Annotated in this window: 17 protein-coding genes; 7 read left to right on the top strand and 10 right to left on the bottom strand. The window is 70.6% G+C overall.

Annotated elements, in window-relative coordinates; all coding sequences use genetic code 11:
• Nucleotides 1-82 precede the first annotated feature (82 nt).
• Nucleotides 83-733: a response regulator transcription factor gene (locus tag ABFX54_RS04850; RefSeq protein ID WP_346101693.1), complete on the bottom strand. Its 651-nt coding sequence runs from the start codon at nucleotides 731-733 to the stop codon at nucleotides 83-85.
• Nucleotides 733-2,160 (bottom strand): sensor histidine kinase, encoded by a 1,428-nt coding sequence (locus tag ABFX54_RS04855; RefSeq protein WP_346101695.1) that lies wholly within the window; start codon nucleotides 2,158-2,160, stop codon nucleotides 733-735. Before ABFX54_RS04855 ends, ABFX54_RS04850 begins: the two co-directional genes overlap by 1 nt.
• Nucleotides 2,161-2,268: 108 nt before the next feature.
• Here ABFX54_RS04855 and ABFX54_RS04860 point away from each other — a divergent pair, with 108 nt between their 5' ends.
• Nucleotides 2,269-3,174 carry an ABC transporter ATP-binding protein gene (locus ABFX54_RS04860; RefSeq protein WP_346101696.1) on the top strand — a complete coding sequence of 302 codons (906 nt, stop codon included), beginning with the start codon at nucleotides 2,269-2,271 and terminating at the stop codon, nucleotides 3,172-3,174.
• Nucleotides 3,171-3,899 carry an ABC transporter permease gene (locus ABFX54_RS04865; protein WP_346101698.1) on the top strand — a complete coding sequence of 243 codons (729 nt, stop codon included), beginning with the start codon at nucleotides 3,171-3,173 and terminating at the stop codon, nucleotides 3,897-3,899. The genes ABFX54_RS04860 and ABFX54_RS04865 overlap by 4 nt, the downstream gene beginning before the upstream one ends.
• 57 nt (nucleotides 3,900-3,956) lie before the next feature.
• Here ABFX54_RS04865 and ABFX54_RS04870 read toward each other — a convergent pair whose 3' ends face one another.
• Nucleotides 3,957-4,871, bottom strand: coding sequence for an SMP-30/gluconolactonase/LRE family protein (locus tag ABFX54_RS04870; RefSeq protein WP_346101700.1), 915 nt, complete (start codon nucleotides 4,869-4,871; stop codon nucleotides 3,957-3,959).
• A 56-nt stretch (nucleotides 4,872-4,927) separates the two neighbouring features.
• Here ABFX54_RS04870 and ABFX54_RS04875 point away from each other — a divergent pair, with 56 nt between their 5' ends.
• Both ABFX54_RS04875 and soxR read left to right on the top strand, forming a co-directional pair.
• Nucleotides 4,928-5,359: an Lrp/AsnC family transcriptional regulator gene (locus ABFX54_RS04875; protein WP_346101702.1), complete on the top strand. Its 432-nt coding sequence runs from the start codon at nucleotides 4,928-4,930 to the stop codon at nucleotides 5,357-5,359.
• 9 nt (nucleotides 5,360-5,368) lie between these two features.
• On the top strand, nucleotides 5,369-5,869 hold the full coding sequence (soxR, locus tag ABFX54_RS04880; RefSeq protein WP_346101703.1) for a redox-sensitive transcriptional activator SoxR: 501 nt from the start codon (nucleotides 5,369-5,371) through the stop codon (nucleotides 5,867-5,869).
• Between the two features lie 8 nt (nucleotides 5,870-5,877).
• Here the strand turns inward: soxR and ABFX54_RS04885 are convergent, their stop codons facing one another.
• A complete protein-coding gene (locus tag ABFX54_RS04885; RefSeq protein ID WP_346101705.1) occupies nucleotides 5,878-6,327 on the bottom strand; it encodes a universal stress protein in 450 nt (149 codons plus the stop codon).
• 93 nt (nucleotides 6,328-6,420) lie between these two features.
• The gene (locus ABFX54_RS04890) at nucleotides 6,421-7,311 is read right to left on the bottom strand and encodes a LysR family transcriptional regulator (RefSeq protein ID WP_346101707.1); all 891 of its coding nucleotides are present in this window, start codon (nucleotides 7,309-7,311) and stop codon (nucleotides 6,421-6,423) included.
• A gap of 121 nt (nucleotides 7,312-7,432) precedes the next feature.
• On the opposite strand from ABFX54_RS04890, the gene ABFX54_RS04895 reads away from it, so the two are divergent.
• Complete coding sequence (locus ABFX54_RS04895; RefSeq protein WP_346101709.1) at nucleotides 7,433-8,317, top strand: NAD(P)H-binding protein; 885 nt, start codon at nucleotides 7,433-7,435, stop codon at nucleotides 8,315-8,317.
• A gap of 4 nt (nucleotides 8,318-8,321) precedes the next feature.
• Here the strand turns inward: ABFX54_RS04895 and ABFX54_RS04900 are convergent, their stop codons facing one another.
• From ABFX54_RS04900 to ABFX54_RS04915, 4 genes are all read right to left on the bottom strand, one after another.
• On the bottom strand, nucleotides 8,322-9,266 hold the full coding sequence (locus ABFX54_RS04900) for a GNAT family N-acetyltransferase (RefSeq protein WP_346101710.1): 945 nt from the start codon (nucleotides 9,264-9,266) through the stop codon (nucleotides 8,322-8,324).
• Between the two features lie 203 nt (nucleotides 9,267-9,469).
• A complete protein-coding gene (locus ABFX54_RS04905) occupies nucleotides 9,470-10,153 on the bottom strand; it encodes a rhomboid family intramembrane serine protease (protein ID WP_346101712.1) in 684 nt (227 codons plus the stop codon).
• Nucleotides 10,154-10,221: 68 nt separating this feature from the next.
• On the bottom strand, nucleotides 10,222-11,463 hold the full coding sequence (locus ABFX54_RS04910; RefSeq protein ID WP_346101714.1) for an FAD-dependent monooxygenase: 1,242 nt from the start codon (nucleotides 11,461-11,463) through the stop codon (nucleotides 10,222-10,224).
• Between the two features lie 182 nt (nucleotides 11,464-11,645).
• Nucleotides 11,646-12,698 carry a saccharopine dehydrogenase family protein gene (locus tag ABFX54_RS04915; RefSeq protein ID WP_346101716.1) on the bottom strand — a complete coding sequence of 351 codons (1,053 nt, stop codon included), beginning with the start codon at nucleotides 12,696-12,698 and terminating at the stop codon, nucleotides 11,646-11,648.
• 141 nt (nucleotides 12,699-12,839) lie between these two features.
• On the opposite strand from ABFX54_RS04915, the gene ABFX54_RS04920 reads away from it, so the two are divergent.
• Nucleotides 12,840-13,751, top strand: coding sequence for an AraC family transcriptional regulator (locus tag ABFX54_RS04920; protein WP_346101718.1), 912 nt, complete (start codon nucleotides 12,840-12,842; stop codon nucleotides 13,749-13,751).
• Between the two features lie 70 nt (nucleotides 13,752-13,821).
• On the opposite strand, the gene dnaB is transcribed toward ABFX54_RS04920, so the two are convergent.
• The gene (gene dnaB, locus ABFX54_RS04925; RefSeq protein WP_346101720.1) at nucleotides 13,822-17,400 is read right to left on the bottom strand and encodes a replicative DNA helicase; all 3,579 of its coding nucleotides are present in this window, start codon (nucleotides 17,398-17,400) and stop codon (nucleotides 13,822-13,824) included.
• Nucleotides 17,401-17,682: 282 nt separating this feature from the next.
• Here dnaB and ABFX54_RS04930 point away from each other — a divergent pair, with 282 nt between their 5' ends.
• A complete protein-coding gene (locus ABFX54_RS04930) occupies nucleotides 17,683-18,984 on the top strand; it encodes an MATE family efflux transporter (protein ID WP_346101721.1) in 1,302 nt (433 codons plus the stop codon).
• Nucleotides 18,985-18,990: the final 6 nt, after the last annotated feature.

The raw sequence follows: 18,990 nt of genomic DNA on the forward strand, positions 1-18,990 counted from the left end.
GATACCACCTCTTCGTCGCGCCATGCCTCTATGAAAATAGCCGGTGCCACCGACAAGTCGGTGCGCCTCGTCCCAGGGGCGATCAGCGGCTGTTGAGGTAGGCCAGGACGGCCAGGACGCGGCGGTTGTCGTCGTCGGAAGGGGCCAGGCCGAGCTTGGCGAAGATGGAGGCCGTGTGCTTGGCCACGGCGCTCTCGCTCAGGTAGAGGCGCTGGGAGATGGCGGCGTTGGAGCGGCCCTCGGCCATGGCCTCCAGCACCTCGCGCTCGCGCGGCGTGAGCGCGGCCAGCGGCTCGTGCCTGGCGTTCCTGGCCAGCAGCTTGGCGATCACCTCGGGGTCCATGGCCGTGCCGCCCGCGGCGACCCTGCGTACGGCGTCGATGAACTGCTCGGCGTTGAAGACGCGGTCCTTGAGCAGGTAGCCGATCGCGCCCGAGCCGTCGGCCAGCAGCTCGCGGGCGTAGAGCTGCTCGACGTGCTGGGACAGCACGAGGACGGGCAGCCCAGGAAGCTGCTGCCTGGCCGCGAGCGCGGCCTGCAGCCCCTCGTCGGTGAAGGTGGGCGGCAGCCGCACGTCCACGATCGAAACGTCGGGACGCAGCTCGAGCAGCCCCTTCAGCAGCTCGGGCCCGCTCTCCACGGCGGCCACGACGGTGAAGCCGTGGGCCTGGAGCAGGTGGACCAGGCCGTCTCTGAGCAGGTAGAGGTCTTCGGCGATCAGTACGCGATTCATCAGCACCAGGGCTTCAACGGGGATGCTTCTTCCATGAACCGCTCCCGGTCGTGCGTGGCGGGGATGCGGATGGCCATGACGTGCATGAGGAGGCCGATCAGGGTCATGGCGATGATAACCGGCCACTGCCACGGCTCGGGCAGGTGCAGGGCCAGGAACCAGGCCTTCTCGTCGATCCCGAACGCCTTGAAGGCGCCGGCCACGATGCCCTGCGGGAACGTGGGGCACCAGGCGGTGGCCCAGAGGACCACGAGCGTGATCGTCTTCCAGCGCGGCAGCCCGCGCAGGTTGCCCGCCCAGTGGCCGGGCAGCACGTTGGGCAGCACCATGGTCACGGTCGTGGGCCCGCCGGGCGGGCTGTTCAGGGCGAGGATGCCGTCGAAGGCGGCCAGCCGCCGTTCGATGCCGGACAGACCGCTGCCCTTGGCCGGGTCGGCGCCGCCGAGGCCGTCGTCGGTGACCGTGACGCGCAGGTCGGGGCCGTTGCCGCTGATGTCCACGGACGCCCTGCGCGCGTCGCCGTGCCGGGCGGCGTTCGACAGCAGCTCGCTGACCGCGAAGTAGACGGCCGCCTCCACCGGCGCCTCCGGCCGGTGCTCCAGCTCCACGTCCACGGTGACCTGCATGACGCTGTCCATGGCCAGGGCCCGGATGGCGTCGGCCAGCCCGCGCTCGGCCAGCACGGGAGGATGGATGCCGCGGATGACCCGGCGCAGCTCCGCGAGCGTCTCGGAGGAGGCGTCCCGCGCCTTGGCCAGCAGCGCCTTGGCCGCCTTCGGGTCGTCGTCGACGAGCTGCTCGACCGCGCCGAGCGTCATGCCGATGGCGACGAGCCTGGCCTGCGTGCCGTCGTGCAGGTCCCGCTCGATCCTGCGCATCTCGGCGGCCTGCGAGTCGGCGGCCAGGTTGCGGGTGCGCTGCAGGTGGCTCACCTGCCCGGCCAGGCGGCTGGCGGCGGTGGGGGCGAGCAGCAGCTCGCTCCACAGGCCGTACACGCGCAGGCCGCGTTCGGAGAGCAGCACGAACAGCGGCACGAGCGCGATCTTCACTGGCGGGTCGAGCAGCAGCCAGAGCTCGTCGCGCCAGGTCGCGGGATCGCTGACCAGCCACTTCCACCGGTTGTTCCACGCGGGCACGCGGGGGGTCTTGTAGAGCGTGCGCTCCGAGCGGTACATGCCGTCCGGCTGCGGGACCGGCGGGGCGGGCGCCGGCAGGTAGGGCGACGGGATGTCGATCCCCGTCCACCGCCGGACGAGCCGCCGGTTGAGCTCCGCCAGCCGCCGCACCATGATCGCCTGCGGCGGGAACAGGAACACCATGCCGAGGGCGAAGGACAGCAGCAGCATGACCACGGCCACGACCAGCACGGGCACCTGCACCAGCGTCAACGCGAGCAGCGTCGCGGTGCGACCGAGCCTCTGAAGCATGTCACCAGTCTGCGCCACCGGCACTTCGCCGTCACTGCACCTAAGTACACCCTTGCCCGGCATCCACCCAGATTCCCCGGTGAACGCCGCGTTCCTAGCGTCGAAGGCATGAAAATCATCGAAGTCGAGAACCTGCGCAAGCAGTACCCGGAGCACCTCGCGGTGGACGACGTGTCGTTCGAGGTGGCCGAGGGTGAGATCTTCGGCATTCTCGGCCCGAACGGCGCCGGCAAGACCACCACCGTGGAGTGCGTGGCCGGCGTGCGGCCCCATGACGGCGGCACCGTACGGGTGGCCGGCCTGGAGCCGCGCACGCAGCGCGCCGAGCTGCGTCACGTGCTGGGCATGCAGCTGCAGAGCGCGGCGCTGCCGGAGAAGATCAAGGTGTGGGAGGCCCTGGACCTGTACGCCTCCTTCTACCCCGACCCCGCGAACTGGCGGGACCTCATGGCCAGGGTCGGCCTGGACGCCAAGCGCGACACCGCGTTCAAGAGCCTGTCCGGCGGGCAGCGGCAGCGCCTGTCGGTGGCGCTCGCGCTGGTGGGACAGCCGCGCGTGGCCGTGCTCGACGAGCTGACCACCGGGCTCGATCCCCAGGCGCGCCGGGACACGTGGGAGCTGATCGAGCAGGTACGCGAGTCGGGCGTCACCATCGTGCTCGTCACCCACTTCATGGAGGAGGCCGAGCGCCTCTGCGACCGGATCGCGCTCATCGACGCGGGCAAGGTCGTCGCCACCGACACTCCCGCTGGGCTCATCGCGCAGGTGGGCGGCGATCAGCGGGTGCGGTTCAGGCCGTCGGCGCCCGTGGACGACGCCATGCTGCTGGCCCTGCCCGAGGTCCGTGAGGTCACCAGGAGCGGCGAGCAGATCGTGGTCAGCGGCTCGGGCAATCTCGCTCCCGCCGTCACCCTGGCCCTGGCCCACCACCAGGTCGTCCCCGCTGACCTGCGCATCGAGCAGGCCAACCTGGACGACGCGTTCCTCGCGCTCACCGGAAGGAAGCTGTCATGAAGCTGCTCCTCGTCGAGACCAAGCTGCACCTGCGCGAATGGCCGTTCCTGATGTTCACGATCGGGCTGCCGCTGGCGCTGCTGATCGTGCTGGGGACAAGCATCCCGGACTTCACCAAGGTCGGGGAGAACGGGGAACGGTTCGTGGACACGCAGTTGCCGAGCATGATGGCGCTGCTGTCGCTGCTGACGCTGGCCTGCAGCGTCCTGCCCGCGGTGATGGCCACCTACCGTGAGCAGGGTGTGCTCAGGAGGATGTCCACCACTCCCGTGCATCCAGGGCGGCTGCTGGGGGTGCAGCTGCTGATCAACCTGGTCGTCGGGGTGCTGAACGTGATCCTGCTGATGGTGGCAGGCTCGCTGTTCTTCGGCTCGTCCGCGCCGCGGCAGTGGGCGTGGTTCGTCGTGGTCTTCCTGCTCGGCACCGCGGCGCTGCTGGCCATGGGCCTGGTGATCGCCGCCCTGGCGCCGAACGGCAAGGTCGCGCCGGGGATCGGGTCGGCGGTGATGTTCCCGATGCTGTTCCTGGCGGGGATGTGGGTGCCGCGCGACATCATGCCCGACGCGCTGCGGGTGATCAGCGACTATTCGGTGGCGGGGCCGTTCGCCCAGGCGCTGAAGGACACGTGGGCGGGGCAGCCGCCGCAGCTCATGCACCTGGTCGTGGTCGCGGCGGGGCTGGCCGTGTTCGGCGGGCTGGCCGTGCGGCTGTTCCGGTGGGAGTGATCCACGCTTTCGTCACGGTCTGCCCGCCGCCGCAGGGGCGCGGCGGGCAGCGACGTGTCAGCGCCCGGCCCACACCGGGCGCGCACCTGTGACGTTGGTCATGAGGGAGTACAGCGAGGACGCGGCCGTGATGAACATGCGGTTGCGCTTGAGCCCGCCGAACACCAGGTTGGCGGTGAACTCGGGCAGCCGCAGCCGGCCGATCAGCGTGCCGTCGGGGTCGTAGCAGAGCACCGCCTTGCCGGCCGCGGCCCAGACCCGGCCGGTGTCGTCGAGCCGCAGGCCGTCGAAGTTGTCGCCCTCGACGCCCTCGGCGAACACCTTGCCGCCGCCCAGCGTGCCGTCGTCGCCCACCTCGAACACCCGCAGGTGCCTGGCCCTGGTGTCGGCGACGTAGAGCCGCCGCTCGTCCAGCGAGAAGGCCAGGCCGTTGGGCCGGACGAAGTCGTCGGCCACGATGCGCACCTCCCCGGTCACCGGGTCGACCCGGTAGACATGGCAGCCGTCGATCTCCTGCTCGGCGGCGACGCCCTCGTAGTTGCTGATGATCCCGTACGGCGGGTCGGTGAACCAGATGGAGCCGTCGGAGCGGACCACCACGTCGTTGGGGCTGTTGAGCCGTTTGCCCTGCCAGCGGTCGGCGATGACCGTGATGGAGCCGTCGTGCTCGGTGCGGGTGACGCGCCGGTTGCCCTGCTCGCAGGAGATCATCCGGCCTTCGCGGTCGAGCGTGTTGCCGTTGGTGTAGCCGGACGGCTGCCGGAACGGGCCCACGGCGCCGGTCATCTCGTCCCAGCGCAGCATCCGCTCGTTGGGGATGTCGCTCCAGACCAGGAAGCGGCCGGCCGGGAAGTAGACCGGGCCCTCCGCCCAGCGGGTGCCGGTGTGGAGGATCTCGATCTTGTCGTCTCCGCCGATGCCGGCGAACCGCTCGTCGAGCACCTCGAACTCAGTGGGGATCGTGTCCGTCATACCGAACACCATACGGCGTTCGGCTTGTCCGGTGAATCTCCGGATAGCATCCTGCTGTGGATGACATCGACAGAATGCTGATCGGTCTGCTGCAGGAGGACGCGACGCGGTCGTACGCGGTGCTCGGCAAGGCGGTGGGGCTGTCCGGCGGCGCGGCGCACGAACGGGTGCGCAAACTGCGCGAGCGCGGCGTGATCAGGCGGACCACGATCGAGGTGGACCAGGCGGCGCTGGGGCGGGCGGTGACGTCCTACGTGATGATCGAAGGGGGATCGTGGATGGGCGACAGCGCGGCGGAGCTGGCGGCGATCCCGGAGATCGAGGAGGCGCACGTCATCGCGGGTCCCGCGTCGCTGCTGCTGAAGATCCGCACGCCCGGCACCCGCGAGCTGCAGGACGTGCTGCGCCGGGTCTTCCAGGTGGACGGCGTGACCGGCACGCGGACGATCGTCGTCCTGGAGACGTTCTTCGAACGCACCCTCAAGTAACCTTCAGGTATGACCGCTACGACGAAGGTGGCCTGGAACGCCAAGGAGCTGACGGTCGGGCAGCTCGCCGAGCGCAGCGGCGTCGCCGTCTCCGCCCTGCACTTCTACGAGGCCAAGGGGCTGCTCTCCAGCCGGCGCACGGCCGGCAACCAGCGCCGTTACTCCCGCGACAGCCTGCGCAGGGTCGCCTTCATCAGGCTGGCCCAGCGCATCGGCATCCCCCTGAAGGTCATCAAGGACGCCCTCGCCGAGCTGCCCGACGAACGCACCCCGACCCGCGCCGACTGGGCCAGGCTGTCGGCGGCCTGGCGGAGCGAGCTGGACGACCGGATCGAGCAGCTGCAGCGGCTGCGCGACGACCTCACCGACTGCATCGGCTGCGGCTGCCTGTCGCTGGACCTGTGTCCGGTGGCCAACCCGCACGACCGGCTGGGCGACGAGGGGCCGGGCGCGCGGCGGCTCGACACCCGGATCTGCCCGCCGCAGCACTGCTCAGCCCCGCCCGCGTAAACCAGGTTTCACGCCTTCGCGGGAGGAACGATGAGCGTGGGCCGGTGGGCATGGTGCAGGACGTGGTTGGAGACGCTGCCGAGCAGCACCGAGCGCACTCCGGCCAGCCCGCGCGACCCCGTGACCACCAGCGAGGCGCCCACCTCGTCCGCCACGTCCACGATCGTCTTCCAGATCGTCTCGTTGTCGGCCACCGCCCGGTAGGTGACGTCGCTCAGCCCCGCCGCGATGGCCAGCTCGGCCCCCTCCTTGGCGTGCTGCTCGGCCTGGGCCTGCGCCTCCTGCTCGGTGTCCGGGTCGATCGCGCCGGTGGCGGCCAGCGGGTACTTCTTCAGCTGGACGAGCAGCGGCTCCCACACGGTGAGGATGAGCGTGGGCTCGGCGGTGAGATGCTTGGCGGCGAACTCGATGGCGGCGCGCGCGTCGGCCGAGCCGTCGTAGGCGACGAGGATGGTCATGGCTTTTCCCTTCGCTTCACTCCCTCGCTAGAGCGCCGAAGCGATCAGATGCCATACCTGAGATCAATGTCTGCTTTGTCACACCGTACGGTGCTAGCGGGCCGGCACTTCGACGGGACGTCCCGCCACCAGGGCGGCGACCGCGCAGGCCGTACGGACGAACGCGGCGACGGCCGGGGAGCGCGACTCCTGCGGCCAGGCCAGCGCGAACTCCAGCGGCGGCAGATCGCTCACGCTCCGGTAGGCGACCCCGGGACGGGGATGCAGGCGAGCGATCGACTCGGGGACGAACCACACGATGTCCCCCAGCTCGATCAGGTTGAAGATCTGGGCCAGGTCCAGGCTGCGCGCCTGGCCGCTCCTGGGCGGCGCGGACTCCTCGTGGTCGGCGGGAGCTCCGTCGGGCAGGACCCGGCCCGCGAGGTCGGCCACGCGCAGGCTGGTGTGCGCGGCCAGCGGGTCGTTCGCCGCGACGGCGAGCAGGCGTGACTCGGTCAGCAGCGGCTCGACGTCGAGGTCGCGTTCGTCGAACGGCCGGACCAGCAGCGCGAGGTCCGCGCGGCCGTCGCGCAGGGCCGGCTCCTGCTCGGCCCGCCCGCCGAGCTCTAGCCGCACCGGAAGGGCGGCCGGCTCCTGCTGGTACGCGGCCATGATCTGCGGCAGCAGCCCGCCGTCGTAGTCGGCCTTCAGCGCCAGCCGCAGCACGGGCTCAGGCCGCCCCGCGTTCCTGGCCCGCCGGGCCGCCGCCGCGACCGCGTCGAGCGCCGTCCTGGCGTCGCGCAGCAGCGTCTCGCCGGCCGGCGTGAGGGTGACCCGGCGTGTCGTCCGTTCCATCAGCGTGACGCCGAGCTGCCGTTCCAGCTCGCGGATCGCCCGCGACAGCGGAGGCTGCGCCATGCCCAGCCGCTCAGCCGCCCGCCCGAAGTGGAGCTCTTCCGCGACGGCCACGAAATAGCGGAGCTGCCTGACCTCCAGATCACTCATACCTCCACAGTATCAATGGCGCCCGAATCGGTCCTTCAGGTCCGCCGCCGCCGCGGGTTCACTGAAGAGCGTCATCAGCGGGGCACTCCCCCCGCTCACCCGCACGTCACTGAGGTGAATCATGATCGTCGTCACCGCTCCCACCGGCCAGATCGGCCGGCTGACCCTTGGACGCCTCCTGGCCGCCGGCGCGTCCGTCCGCGTGATCGTGCGCGACCCCGCACGCCTGCCGGCCGCCACCCGTGAGCGGGTCGAGGTGGTCGAGGGCACGCACGGCGACCCCGAGGTGGTGAACGCGGCCTTCGCCGGGGCGGACAGCCTCTTCTGGCTGGTCCCCGCGGATCCGCGCAGCCCCAGCGTCGATGAGGCGTTCGTCGGGTTCAGCCGCCCGGCGAGCCGGGCCGTCAAGGACCAGGGCGTCAGGCGGGTCGTCAACGTCTCGGCGCTCGGCCGGGGCACGCCCGTGGCGGACCGGGCCGGGTTCGTCACCGCCTCGCTCGCCGTGGACGACCTCCTGGCGAGCACCGGCGCCGCGTTTCGCGCGCTGGCCATGCCCTCGTTCATGGAGAACCTGCTGCGCCAGACCGAGCTGATCAGGACCGAGGGCCGGTTCACCATGCCGGTCTCCGGCAGTGTCAAGGCGCCCACCTGCGCCGTCGCGGACATCGCCGCCGTCGCCGCCGGCCTGCTGCTCGACGACACCTGGACCGGCGTCGGAGAGGTCCCCGTGCTGGGGCCGGAAGACCTCTCCTCCGAGGAGATGGCCCGGATCATGTCCGAGGTGCTGCGGCGGCCCATCCGTTTCCAGCGGGTCTCCCCTGCCGACATCAAGAACCGGATGATGGAGTTCGGCATGTCGGAGCCGATGGCGCAGGCGTACATGGACATGTGCGTGGCCAAGGACGCCGGCCTCGACCACGGCGTGACCCGCACCCCTGAGAGCAGCACGCCGACCGGCTTCCGTCAGTGGTGCGAGACCGTGCTCAAGCCGGCCGTCCTCGGCTGAGCCCTCACGACCAGGTCATGTTGATCGACCGCTCGAAGTTGACGTATCCGGCACGCAGGAAGGCGTTCGCCATGGGGACGTTGCCCACGTCCGTGGCCGCCCGGATGCGCGGGACGTCCTTGGCGGCCAAGATACGGGTGCCTTCGGCGAGGATGTCGTCGATGTACCCCTTGCCCCGGTACGCGGGCAGCACAGCGATGTAGCCGATGATGGCGTTGTAGTCGTTGCGCGCCGGCGTTACGAACCCCACCGGCTCGCCGTCCGGCAGCGTCGCCACCCGCCACCACTCCTGCGGGCTCCGGTAGTGCGCGAGATCATCCTCGTAGTGGGCGACGGCCGCCTCGCGGGGCGACATCCTGCTCAGCGCCTCCCTGCTGTGCACGTCGAGCGTCCCGTCCAGGACCGAGGTCATCAGGGAGAGCATCTCCTCGGTGTCGCGGACGGGCCGGAACGCCAGGCGCCCCTTCGGCTCGGGCACGGGGGCGCCGGGCCGCCACTCCAGGCGCAGCCGCTCGACGAGCAGGGCGGCGCCCGTACGTTCCAGCGCGGTCATCCGGTCCTCGACGACGCGCCTGGCCGCCGGGGTCTCGCGCCAGTCGGGCGGCACCATGCGGATGTACTCGGGCGGCCGGGCGCCCTCCTTGACGACCTCGGCCATGGCGGTACGCAGCAGCCGTGCGCCGGCGTCGATGCCGGCCCCGTCGCTGTCGTCCAGATCGAAGACGTCGAGGAGGAACGGCTCGGTGTCGCCGGTCGGGCACCACCAGGCGGCTCTGGCCACCAGCCGGTCGCCACGCAGCGCCACCCACATCCATTCGGGCAGCCGGCGGCCGGCGGTGAGGTCGTCCGCCAGCTCGTCGTCGAGGACGTACGGGAGGCGGGTGAAAAGGTCGAGTTCTTCGCGCCCGGTGATCGGGCGCATGGTCAGGTCATGCGGTTCTACGGTCAAGGCACGCTCCGGTGAAGGCGCCCGTCCGCTCCGGGGGTCAGACTCGGTCCGCGCCCCGGGAGGGTACAAGCGCATTGATCTGGGACATCATCGGCTTATCCCTCCTTTCGCTGTCGTGGCCCCGCGGTCCTGCCGCCGGGTTTCCAGCCGCAAGATCTATCCGATCACGCATCCCCACCGCAAACCCTTTTCCGGGTGAGAACTCACGCGGGCGAGGTACGTCCAGGCAGCAAGGGGAACCTCGCGTTCGAGATCCACCCCACGGCCAGGCCGCCCAGCAGCGCGAAGCCGTGCAGGTCACGCAGCGCCATCAGCACGACCGCCGCGACCCCGAACACGGCCACCGGCAGCCACCCCGGCAGGCTTTCGCGACGGGCGACGAGCTGCGACGCGGCGACGACCAGGACGACCGTGACGACCCAGCCCCACGTGTCACCGGACGCGGCCGGCAGCCAGGCACCGGAGACGACCGCGTAGAACGCGCCGAGCGCCCGTTCGTAGCTCACCCGTTCGGCCCCGCCCACCAGGACGAGCCCGCCCGCCAGCCCGCACAGGGCGACGGAGTTCCCCGCACCCGGCTGGTCCAGCAGGAACCCGGCGGCCTCACCCACCACCGCGCCGCTCAGGTAGAGCACCGCCCAGCGAGCGGGCCCGAGCGCCCGCTCGGCCACGTACCCGAGCACAGCGAGAAAGCCCAGGTTGAACAGCGTGCCGAGCACGCCGCCGTCCTGCACGACCAGCGCCGTCCCCAGCCGCCACCACTCGCCGCCGGCGATGGCCGCCGGATCCCGCATGAGCGCCGGCTCCAGCCCCGGGATCACGAACTGCAGCAGACTCGGTACGGCGGTGACCACGAAAACGGCAACCGTCAGAAACGGTTTGTCCACCGCACAAGCCTCGCACATCCCCCACGGCCGGCTCCGCCGGGCTGACACCTACGGCTTGGCCGACGGGATCACCGGTGGTCCGGCAGCCCTGCGTAGTCGGGCAGCTCGACGCCGTTGATCGCACGCCCGATCAGTTCGGCGAACCATTCGCCGGCGAAATCAGGGCTCGGCTCGGCGTCCTGTCCCGTGATCCCGAGGCTCTGTACGTGCAACCGGCCCATCTCCTGGTTGGCCTCCACGTACGAGCGCATCCGAGCCTCGTAGCCGGCGAACCCGGCCTCCGGGTCCCACCCGCTGGCGGCCAGCTCGCCCGCCAGCAGGTAGGCGCCGACCAGGGCCAGCCCGGTGCCCGCCCCGGACATCGGCGACGCGCAGAACGCCGCGTCCCCGAGCAGTCCCACCCGTCCGCTCGACCAGCGGTCCATCACCACCTGGGCGACCTGGTCCAGATAGAAGTCCGGGGTGTCGTCCACGTGCGCGAGGATGCGCCGGGTCAACCAGCCGAAACCGTCCATCCGCTCGCGCAGCAGGCGCTTCTGCGCCGCGACGTCGCGGTGATCGACGTCGAAGTCGGCCGCGGGGAAGGAGAACATGGCCATCGCCCGGGTGGGATCCGGGACGGGCCGCAGACCGGCCGACCGTCCGGCCTCCTGACGGTCGATCATCCAGCGGTCCACTTCGAACTCGTTGGGCACGCTGTAGAAGGCCAGGATGAGCCCGAGATGGCGGATGAAGTGCTCGCGCGGCCCGAAGACCATCTCTCGCAACTGCGAGTGCAGCCCGTCGGCCCCGATCACCAGGTCGAAACGCCGCCGGTCGCCGCCGGCGAAGACCACGTCGACCCCGTCCGCGTCCTGACTGAGCTTGGCGATCCGGTCGCCGAAGACGTACTCGACACCGTCCCGGGTGTCGTCGTGGAGCACTCGGGACAGGTCACCGCGCAGGATCTCGATGTCCGCGATGAACCCGTCGCCGCCGTGGTCGTCCGCGCGGTGGGTCTCCAGCACGTTCCCGTCCGCGTCCACGATGTACGCGCCGGCGGTGTCGGTGCGGGCCGCGCGCACCGCCGCGTCCAGCCCCATGCGCCCGATGACCTCCTTGGCGACCCCGCGCGCGTCCACCGCCTGCCCGCCGGGACGCAGCTCGGGAGCCCGCTCCACCACGGTCACCGCGGCGCCCCGCCGGCGCAGCCAGTGGGCCACTGCCGGCCCCGCGATACTCGCCCCCGCCACCAGCACCATGGGACCGCCCCGCGTCCCCTGCTCGCCGGTCCGGCTGTCGTGCCCCCGCTTGGAGTCGTCGACGCTCACCACTGCCTCCACGTGCTTCCGCCCGCGCAGGGACGTTCCCGCGCAGGCCTCACCGCTGTCGGTGTGTCCAGCCGTACAGACCTCGGATCCGCGCAAAACTCATCGGCACGACCCACATCGCGTCCACGCTCCCTGCCCTTCCGTCACACATCGTGGCTGATCGTCACCGGGAAGGCTCATTGTCAGGTTGCCGGCGCGTCCTCGATGATCCACTGGATTCCATGCGGGATGAGAAAGTCGAGGAAGGCGGTCGGGTGGTAGGCCTGGGCGGGTGCGAGCACTCCCGGCTTGGCCGGATCGGCGATGAGACGGCGGGCGCTTTCGACGGCGATCACCGCGGTCGTGCCGTAGGTGTCGGGACCCTGGACGATGCCGCGGGCGCGGCGGCCGTCGGCGCTGGTGGCGTCGAGCACATAGGTGAAGCGCTGGGTGCGGCGGCTGTCCTCATCGGGGCCTTCCGGCAGGCTTTCGATGATCTCCGGTGTGAGCGGGGTGTTCAGCCGGTCGCCCAACGCCGCCTCGGTCAGGCCCTCGACATGCCGGACGCGGATGTGACGGGGAATGGTCACCACCTCCGGCACCGGGAAGGCCATGACCGGGGTCGCCTCCGACTGTCCGGGCAGCCTGATCGCGGTGTGCCGGGCGGGCATGCCGGAGCGCCAGTCGCCGTCGTCGTAGGTCATGCCTCCCGCCTTGACGGCGTCGATCGTTTCGACCAGCGAGCGCAGCGAGCCGCGCGACATGCCTCCGCCCCCGACGATCACGTGGGTGGTGATGATCTCTTCGACCGGTTCAAGGCGGTCGGCCAGGATGTGGGCCACGAGGTCTACCGGGACGCAGCCGTCGGTGGCGGCGGGTACGACGGTGACCCCGGCGTTCTCCGCCTCCGTGGTGAAGGTGTCGAAGACCTTCTTGACGTAGAGCTGCTCGCCCGAGGTGTCGACGTAGTGACAGCCGGCGGCGATCGCGGCGCGGACCACGGCCTCACCTGACCAGGTGAACGGTCCGGCGCAGTTGATGACGCCGTCGCAGCCACGGAACGCACTCACAAGCGCCTCGTCGTCGCCGGTGCCGGCCACGCGTCGTTCCGCGTCGGGGAGACCGACCACCGAGGCGGCCTCCTCCAGGCGCGCGAGATCACGTCCGGCCAGAACCATCTCGATGTCGCGTCGCGCCAGTTCGGCGAGTACGAGCTTTCCCTGGTATCCGCTCGCGCCATGAACGGCGATCTTCATGTCGTCTCCTCACGATGGAGCCGCGCGGTTGCTCGGCCCACCGGCACCGTAAGGCGCTGACACAAGACGATTGAATGGGTGATCCGCTCGAATGTTTGCTTCATCGTCTTCGTCAAAGTCGTCTTTGGTTACACTCGCTGCGTGGATGTTCTGTCTGATGTGGTGAGTGCGGCGCGTACCGGCCGACCCCACTCGGGCCGGGTGACCAAGTCCGCTCCCTTCGCCGAGCGGTTCGCGGCGGTGCCGTCCGCCGGGTTCCACATCGTTCTCCAGGGAACGTGCTGGCTTCTCCCGTCGCAGGGTGAGCCGATCGCGCTCGGGCCGGGCGACGTGGCGTTCCTGCCGCGCGGATCCGCACACGGCCTGGCCGACGAACCGTCCACGCCGGTGAGCGAGCCGCCCACAACGCTCACCGGAGACCATGGCGACCGCGACGACCGGCCGCCGACGGTGGTCATGCTCTGCGGCGCCTACCTCCTGGACGAATCGGCGCCGCATCCGCTCCTGAACGACCTGCCCGAGGTCATCCACCTACCGACGCGGGTGGGGCGGCACAGGGAACTCCGCGCCGCGGTCGAACTCCTCGGCGTGGAGCTGGACAGCGATGCCCGCCCAGGCTCCGACACCGTCCTGCTCACCCTGCTGGATCTTCTCCTGCTCTACATTCTGCGCGCGTGGTTCGAAGAACAGCGCGTCTCCGGCCACTCCGCCACCGGCTGGGCCGCGGCCCTGCACGACCCCGCCGTCGCCGCCGCCCTCCGCGCCATCCACGCAGACCCCGGCCGGCAATGGACCGTCGAGGAGTTGGGCGCGCGGGCACGTCTGTCCCGCGCCGCCTTCGCCCGGCGGTTCACCCATCTGGTCGGCCGGCCACCGCTCACCTACCTGACATGGTGGCGGATGACCACCGCGGCCCGGCTCCTGCGCACCTCCGACGCCCCCGTCAACACGATCGCCCAACAGGTCGGCTACAGCTCGCAGTACACCTTCACCCATGCCTTCAAACGCCAGTACGGGTCACCGCCCGGCAGTTACCGGCACCACGCCGGCTGAAGCACAAGGATCTTCCTACGCGCGCGAACCCGCAGACTGTCACCCGATCGAGTCGGCAAGCCGACCTGCCTCAGTGCTGGGCCATGTCCACGAAGCGGCTGTAGTGACCCTGGAAGGCGACTGTCACGGTGGCGGTGGGGCCGTTACGGTGCTTGGCCACGATCAGGTCGGCCTCACCGGCCCGGGGCGACTCGCGCTCGTAGGCGTCCTCCCGGTGCAACAGGATGACCATGTCGGCGTCCTGCTCGATGGAGTTGTGAACGCTGATCCCGTTGGCCACGAAGTTGTGGGTGCCGAGCACGGTGGCGTCGTACACCGGCTGTTCGCCGAGGCTCTCGACGGAGGCGACCTCATCCCAGAACACGTCGTTCGTGGCCACGATGTCCAGATCGGCATCGTCGAGGATCGCGGCGATCTGTCCCAGTCCTCCCCGGCTCTGAGCAGGCTCGGACACCGTGCTCGCGCGGCGACCGGCGCCGGTCGGGGATGGAAGGGTGCCGTCCCGCTCGGTCAGGGTTTCGCGGACGCGCTCCCACACCTTGTGCGGAACGGTGTCGACGCCGCCGACACCGGCCAGCTCGCGCAGGGCGGAGCCGCACCGGCCGGCGTGCGCGGACTGCTCGCCGTGGGCGCCGACGTCCTCCAGGAAGCGGAGTTGGTTGTCCGCGCCGTGAACGAACAGGTGATGTTCCGCCGGACGACCCTCCTTCGTGACCTCCTCGATCCTGGTCATCACGTTGAATCGCAGCAGCAGCCGCGCGACGTCGTCGACCAGGCGGCGGCTCGTGGCGGCGTAGGAGACGTGTGCCCGTCCCAGCTCGTCATCCCACCGGACGCATCCGCCGGTCGCCCACAGATGCCGCAGGTACAGCGCGATCTGCCGCTTGGGGAGGGAGAAGACGCCTTCGGGGACCGACCTGTCCTGACTGCGCCGGATCACCTCGCCGTCCGGCCATTCCTGGAGGTCCCGGGGAGCGGAGACGTGACGCGGCACGGCAACGCGCGCTCCGGCGGCGAGTTCGCCCAGAGAGCGCCATCCGTCGAGGGTCATGAAGGGGTGGTTGGCAGTCGCCTTGATCTCTCTGCCGGACGCGAGCCGCAGCCGGAAGACCTCCTTCGTTCCGCTGGGGAACACGTGGGTCATGGTCCGCGGGACGAGCCGCAGCTTCCCGTCGAGAGACCACACCGGGATGTCGCGGGCACCGGACTCCAGCAGCTCGCCCAGCGACACCTCGGCGCCGGTGTCGGCCCGGAGGATTCTCGTGTCCGCCGTCAGGCAGCCCGACTCGCGCAGGTCGGAGACCTGGGGGCGTTTGTCGGTGCGTTGTTCGGGGCCTCGGTTGAGCTGGGAGATCGCGATGACGGGGACCTCCAGCTCCTTGGCCAGCAGCTTGATGGCACGGGAGATCTCCGAGACCTCGTTCTGGCGGCTCTCCGTCTTCTTCGGTGAGCTCATCAGCTGGAGGTAGTCGATGACCACGAACCGCAGCTCGTTGCGTTGCTTGAGGCGGCGGCACTTGGCCCGGATCTCCATCATCGACATGTTGGGCGAGTCGTCGATGAACAGCGGCGCCTCGGCCACCTCGCTCATCCGGCGGGCCAGGCGGGTCCAGTCGTCGTCGCTCATCGTGCCCGAACGCATGTTCTGCAGCGAGACGCGGGCCTCGGCCGACAGCAGACGCATGGTGATCTCGTTGCGGGACATCTCCAGGGAGAAGATGACCGTGGTCATCCCGTACTTGATCGCGGCGGAGCGGGCGAAGTCGAGGCCGAGCGTGCTGTTGTGGGTGGGGACGCAGGCGCGGCCGGCGAGGTAGAGGTGGTCGGCGTTGTCGACCTCCACGCAGCGGACCGAGCGTGAGGGGATCGGCCGTACGGCGACGATGTGGCGGACGCGGATGGCCGCGGGGGCCGCGGTGGCCTGCGTGGCGGCCTTTCTGGGGAGCCGGAAGACCTGGCCGGGCGCGGTGAAGTCGATCAGGTGGCAGGCCGGGGTCTCGGGTGTCGGGTCGGTGTTCGGGTCGGTGTTCGGCCCGGTCATCGGCCCGGTCATCGGCCCGGTCATCGGCTCGGTGCGGATTGTCGCGGTGTGGCCGAGGCTGCGGATGAGCTCCAGCGCGTCGTACGCGAGCCGCCGGTTCGCCAGGGCGAGCTGGATGTGCCCGTCCGCGTCGATGTGTCCGGCGGTGTCGAGCAGGCCGGCCAGCAGGTCACGTCGTTGCTGCTCCGAGGAGCGGAGGTAGATGGTGGGGATGTGCTGGTCGTGGAGAACGCCCAGCTCAAGAAGGATGTCGGGAACGGCGCCCCTGGAGGATGGTTGGGGTGGCAGCTGGCCCGCTGGTGGCTGTTCGGCCGATGGCTGGGTGGCCGGTTCTGGGAGGGACAGGTCGTGGGTGAGGGCGGTGCCGGCCTCGGTGACGTGCAGGCCCTCGGCCTCCAGGTGGGCGATGATCTCGGGGTCGGCGGTGCTGATGCGGGCCGTCGCGGTGTGGCCGTCACCCAGCCAGACTCCCAGCGCGTACGGCGGCAGCGGCACGTCCTGGGGCGTGAGCTGGAACGGCGCCGCCACGGGCACCGAGTAGTTCGGCCGGCCGGTGAACGGGTCGAGGAGGGAGGCGGCGATCTCTTCCGTCGTGAGCACCAGACGGCGTTTGGCCTCCGTCGTGGTGAGCACCCCTTCGCGCTCGGCTACCGCCGTGGCCTGCGTCGGAAGGCCGCTGGACAGTTCGGCGGCCGTCGTGGCGTATGCCGGGAGGGCGCGGCGAGTGGTGAGCCACTGGTGGTGAGCGTCGGCGATGATCACGGTGCCGTCGTCGAACTCCACCTCGTAACACGGCCGCCCCCGCAGCACCTCGGTCGCCGCGAGCACCCTGGTCGGGCGGCCGTCGGCGTCCAGGAGCAGGTCGCCCACCTGGACTTCGCCCATCGTCGTCCAGCCGGTCGGCGTCGGCAGGGGGGTGTCGAGGGACAGCGCCTTGCCGATGGCGGGGCGGGCGGCGACGACGATCATCTGGCCGGGGTGCAGGCCGTTGGTGAGCTGGTCGAGGTCGGCGAAGCCGGTCGGGACGCCGACCATCTGGCCGCTGCGGCTGCCGATGGCCTCCAGCTCGTCGAGGGCGCCGGGCATGATGTCGGCCAGGGGCGCGTAGTCCTCGGAGGTGCGCCGCTCGGTGACCTTGTAGACCTCCGCCTGGGCGCGGTCGACGAGGTCGTCGACCTCTTCGTTCTGGCCGCCGTAGCCGAAGGAGACGATGCGGGTGCCGGCCTCGATGAGGCGGCGCAGGATGGCCTGCTCGCGGACGATCTTTGCGTAGTAGCCGGCGTTGGCGGCCGTGGGGACGACCGCCGTGAGGGTGTGGAGGTAGGCGGCGCCGCCCACCCGGGCCATCTCGCCGCGTTTCTGCAACTCGTCGAAGACCGTGACGGCGTCGGCCGGCTCGCCGCGGCCGTAGAGGTCGGTGATGACCTCGTAGACCATCTGGTGGGCCGGGCGGTAGAAGTCGTCGGCGCGCAGGATCTCGACGACGTCGGCGATGGCGTCCTTCGACAGCAGCATGCCGCCGAGGACCGACTGCTCCGCGTCGATGTTGTGAGGCGGTGTGCGCTCGAAACCTGGGCCTCCGCCGGCCTCTTCCTCGTCAATGCTCACCGCGCCCCCTCAGACACTTGCAGGCGGTCGCACCACCCCCATATGTAGTCGACCGGTGTGACAGTTTCTCGGAGTCGCGGGCAGACGGCAACGTGGCCTGTGGACAACCCTGTGGTCAAGCTGTGCACTATCCCGCTGAAGGTGTGAACGACCTGTGGACGGCCCTGGGGATAACTCTTTCGGATATCCACAGAACCCCGGGTGAGCAGGGCGAACAGTGTCCACCGGCTGTGGACTAAAGAAAGTTGGCCCGACACGCCGAGTAAGGTCCATACTGGACGAATGCCCATTACCTCCAGAGATCGGGAGATTCTTCGGCTCGCCGTGCCCGCGTTCGGGGCCCTGGTGGCCGAGCCGTTGTTCCTGCTCGCCGACTACGCCATCGTGGGTCATGGCCTGGGCACCACGGCGGTGGGCGCCCTGGGGGTGGCGGGCACGGTCCTGACGACGCTGATCAACCTGTGCGTCTTCCTCGCCTACGGCACCACCGCCTCCGTGGCCCGCCAGTCGGGCGCGGGCAACCACGCGCGGGCCATGCGCAGCGGTGTGGACGGCATCTGGCTGGCTCTGGCGATCGGGGCCGGGCTGATCCTGGTGTGCTGGCCGCTGGCGCCGGCGATCGTGGAGCTGATCGGCGCGACGGGCACACAGGCCGCGCAGGCGGTGACGTACCTGCGGATCAGCCTGATCGGCGCGCCCGGCATGCTCGTCGTGCTGGCCGGCACCGGCGTGCTGCGCGGGCTGCAGGACACGGTGACGCCGCTGGTGGTGGCCGTGGGGTCCTTCGCGTTGAACGCGGGGCTGAACGCCTGGTTCGTGCTGGGGCTCGGCTGGGGCATCGCCGGGTCGGCGTGGGGCACGGTGATCGCCCAGGTGGCGGGGGCGGCCGTCTATCTGGTCGTGGTGGCTCGGGGGGCGATCCGGCTGGGTACGTCGCTGGCGCCCAGCATGGACGGGATCAGGCAGGCGGGCACGGCCGGGGTCGCGCTGCTGATCCGCACCCTGTGCCTGCGGATCGTGCTGATCGTGGCCACCGTGATCGCGACCAGGATGGGCGAGGCCGAGCTGGCCGCGTACGCGCTGGCCACGCAGGTGTGGACGCTGCTCGCCTTCGCGCTGGACGCCATCGCCATCGCGGGGCAGGCCATCACCGGGCGTTCTCTCGGCGCCGGAGACGTGCCCGCCACCAGGGCCGCGACCAGGCGGATGACCCAGTGGGGCCTCTGGTCGGGCGTGGCGCTCGGGCTGCTCGTCGTGGCCGCCAGGCCGGTGCTGCCCGGCCTGTTCGACGCCGATCCGCGGGTGGCCGAGCTGCTGCTGGCGCTGCTGTGGCCGGTGGCGTTGTTCCAGCCGGTGTGCGGGGTGGTGTTCGTGCTCGACGGGGTGCTGATCGGGGCGGGCGATCAGCGGTACCTGGCGTGGGCGGGGGTGTGGACGACGGTGGCGTACCTTCCGGCGGCGCTGCTCGCGTGGGGGTTCGGGGTGGTGGCGCTCTGGTGTGCGCTGGGGGTGTGGATGGTGGCCCGGTGGATCACCCTGACCCGGCGGGCGGCCGGCGCCGCCTGGCTGGTGACCGGCGCATAGACGCGT

It is taken from the genome of Nonomuraea maheshkhaliensis (genome assembly GCF_039529435.1).
GTDB classification, from domain to species: Bacteria; Actinomycetota; Actinomycetes; order Streptosporangiales; family Streptosporangiaceae; genus Nonomuraea; species Nonomuraea maheshkhaliensis.

Bases quoted from the DNA above. Each gene is read 5' to 3' on its own strand.
- ABFX54_RS04850 (WP_346101693.1), bottom strand. From the start codon at position 733: ATGAATCGCGTACTGATCGCCGAAGACCTCTACCTGCTCAGAGACGGC.
- ABFX54_RS04855 (WP_346101695.1), bottom strand. From the start codon at position 2,160: ATGCTTCAGAGGCTCGGTCGCACCGCGACGCTGCTCGCGTTGACGCTG.
- ABFX54_RS04860 (WP_346101696.1), top strand. From the start codon at position 2,269: ATGAAAATCATCGAAGTCGAGAACCTGCGCAAGCAGTACCCGGAGCAC.
- ABFX54_RS04865 (WP_346101698.1), top strand. From the start codon at position 3,171: ATGAAGCTGCTCCTCGTCGAGACCAAGCTGCACCTGCGCGAATGGCCG.
- ABFX54_RS04870 (WP_346101700.1), bottom strand. From the start codon at position 4,871: ATGACGGACACGATCCCCACTGAGTTCGAGGTGCTCGACGAGCGGTTC.
- soxR (WP_346101703.1), top strand. From the start codon at position 5,369: ATGACCGCTACGACGAAGGTGGCCTGGAACGCCAAGGAGCTGACGGTC.
- ABFX54_RS04885 (WP_346101705.1), bottom strand. From the start codon at position 6,327: ATGACCATCCTCGTCGCCTACGACGGCTCGGCCGACGCGCGCGCCGCC.
- ABFX54_RS04890 (WP_346101707.1), bottom strand. From the start codon at position 7,311: ATGAGTGATCTGGAGGTCAGGCAGCTCCGCTATTTCGTGGCCGTCGCG.
- ABFX54_RS04895 (WP_346101709.1), top strand. From the start codon at position 7,433: ATGATCGTCGTCACCGCTCCCACCGGCCAGATCGGCCGGCTGACCCTT.
- ABFX54_RS04915 (WP_346101716.1), bottom strand. From the start codon at position 12,698: ATGAAGATCGCCGTTCATGGCGCGAGCGGATACCAGGGAAAGCTCGTA.
- ABFX54_RS04930 (WP_346101721.1), top strand. From the start codon at position 17,683: ATGCCCATTACCTCCAGAGATCGGGAGATTCTTCGGCTCGCCGTGCCC.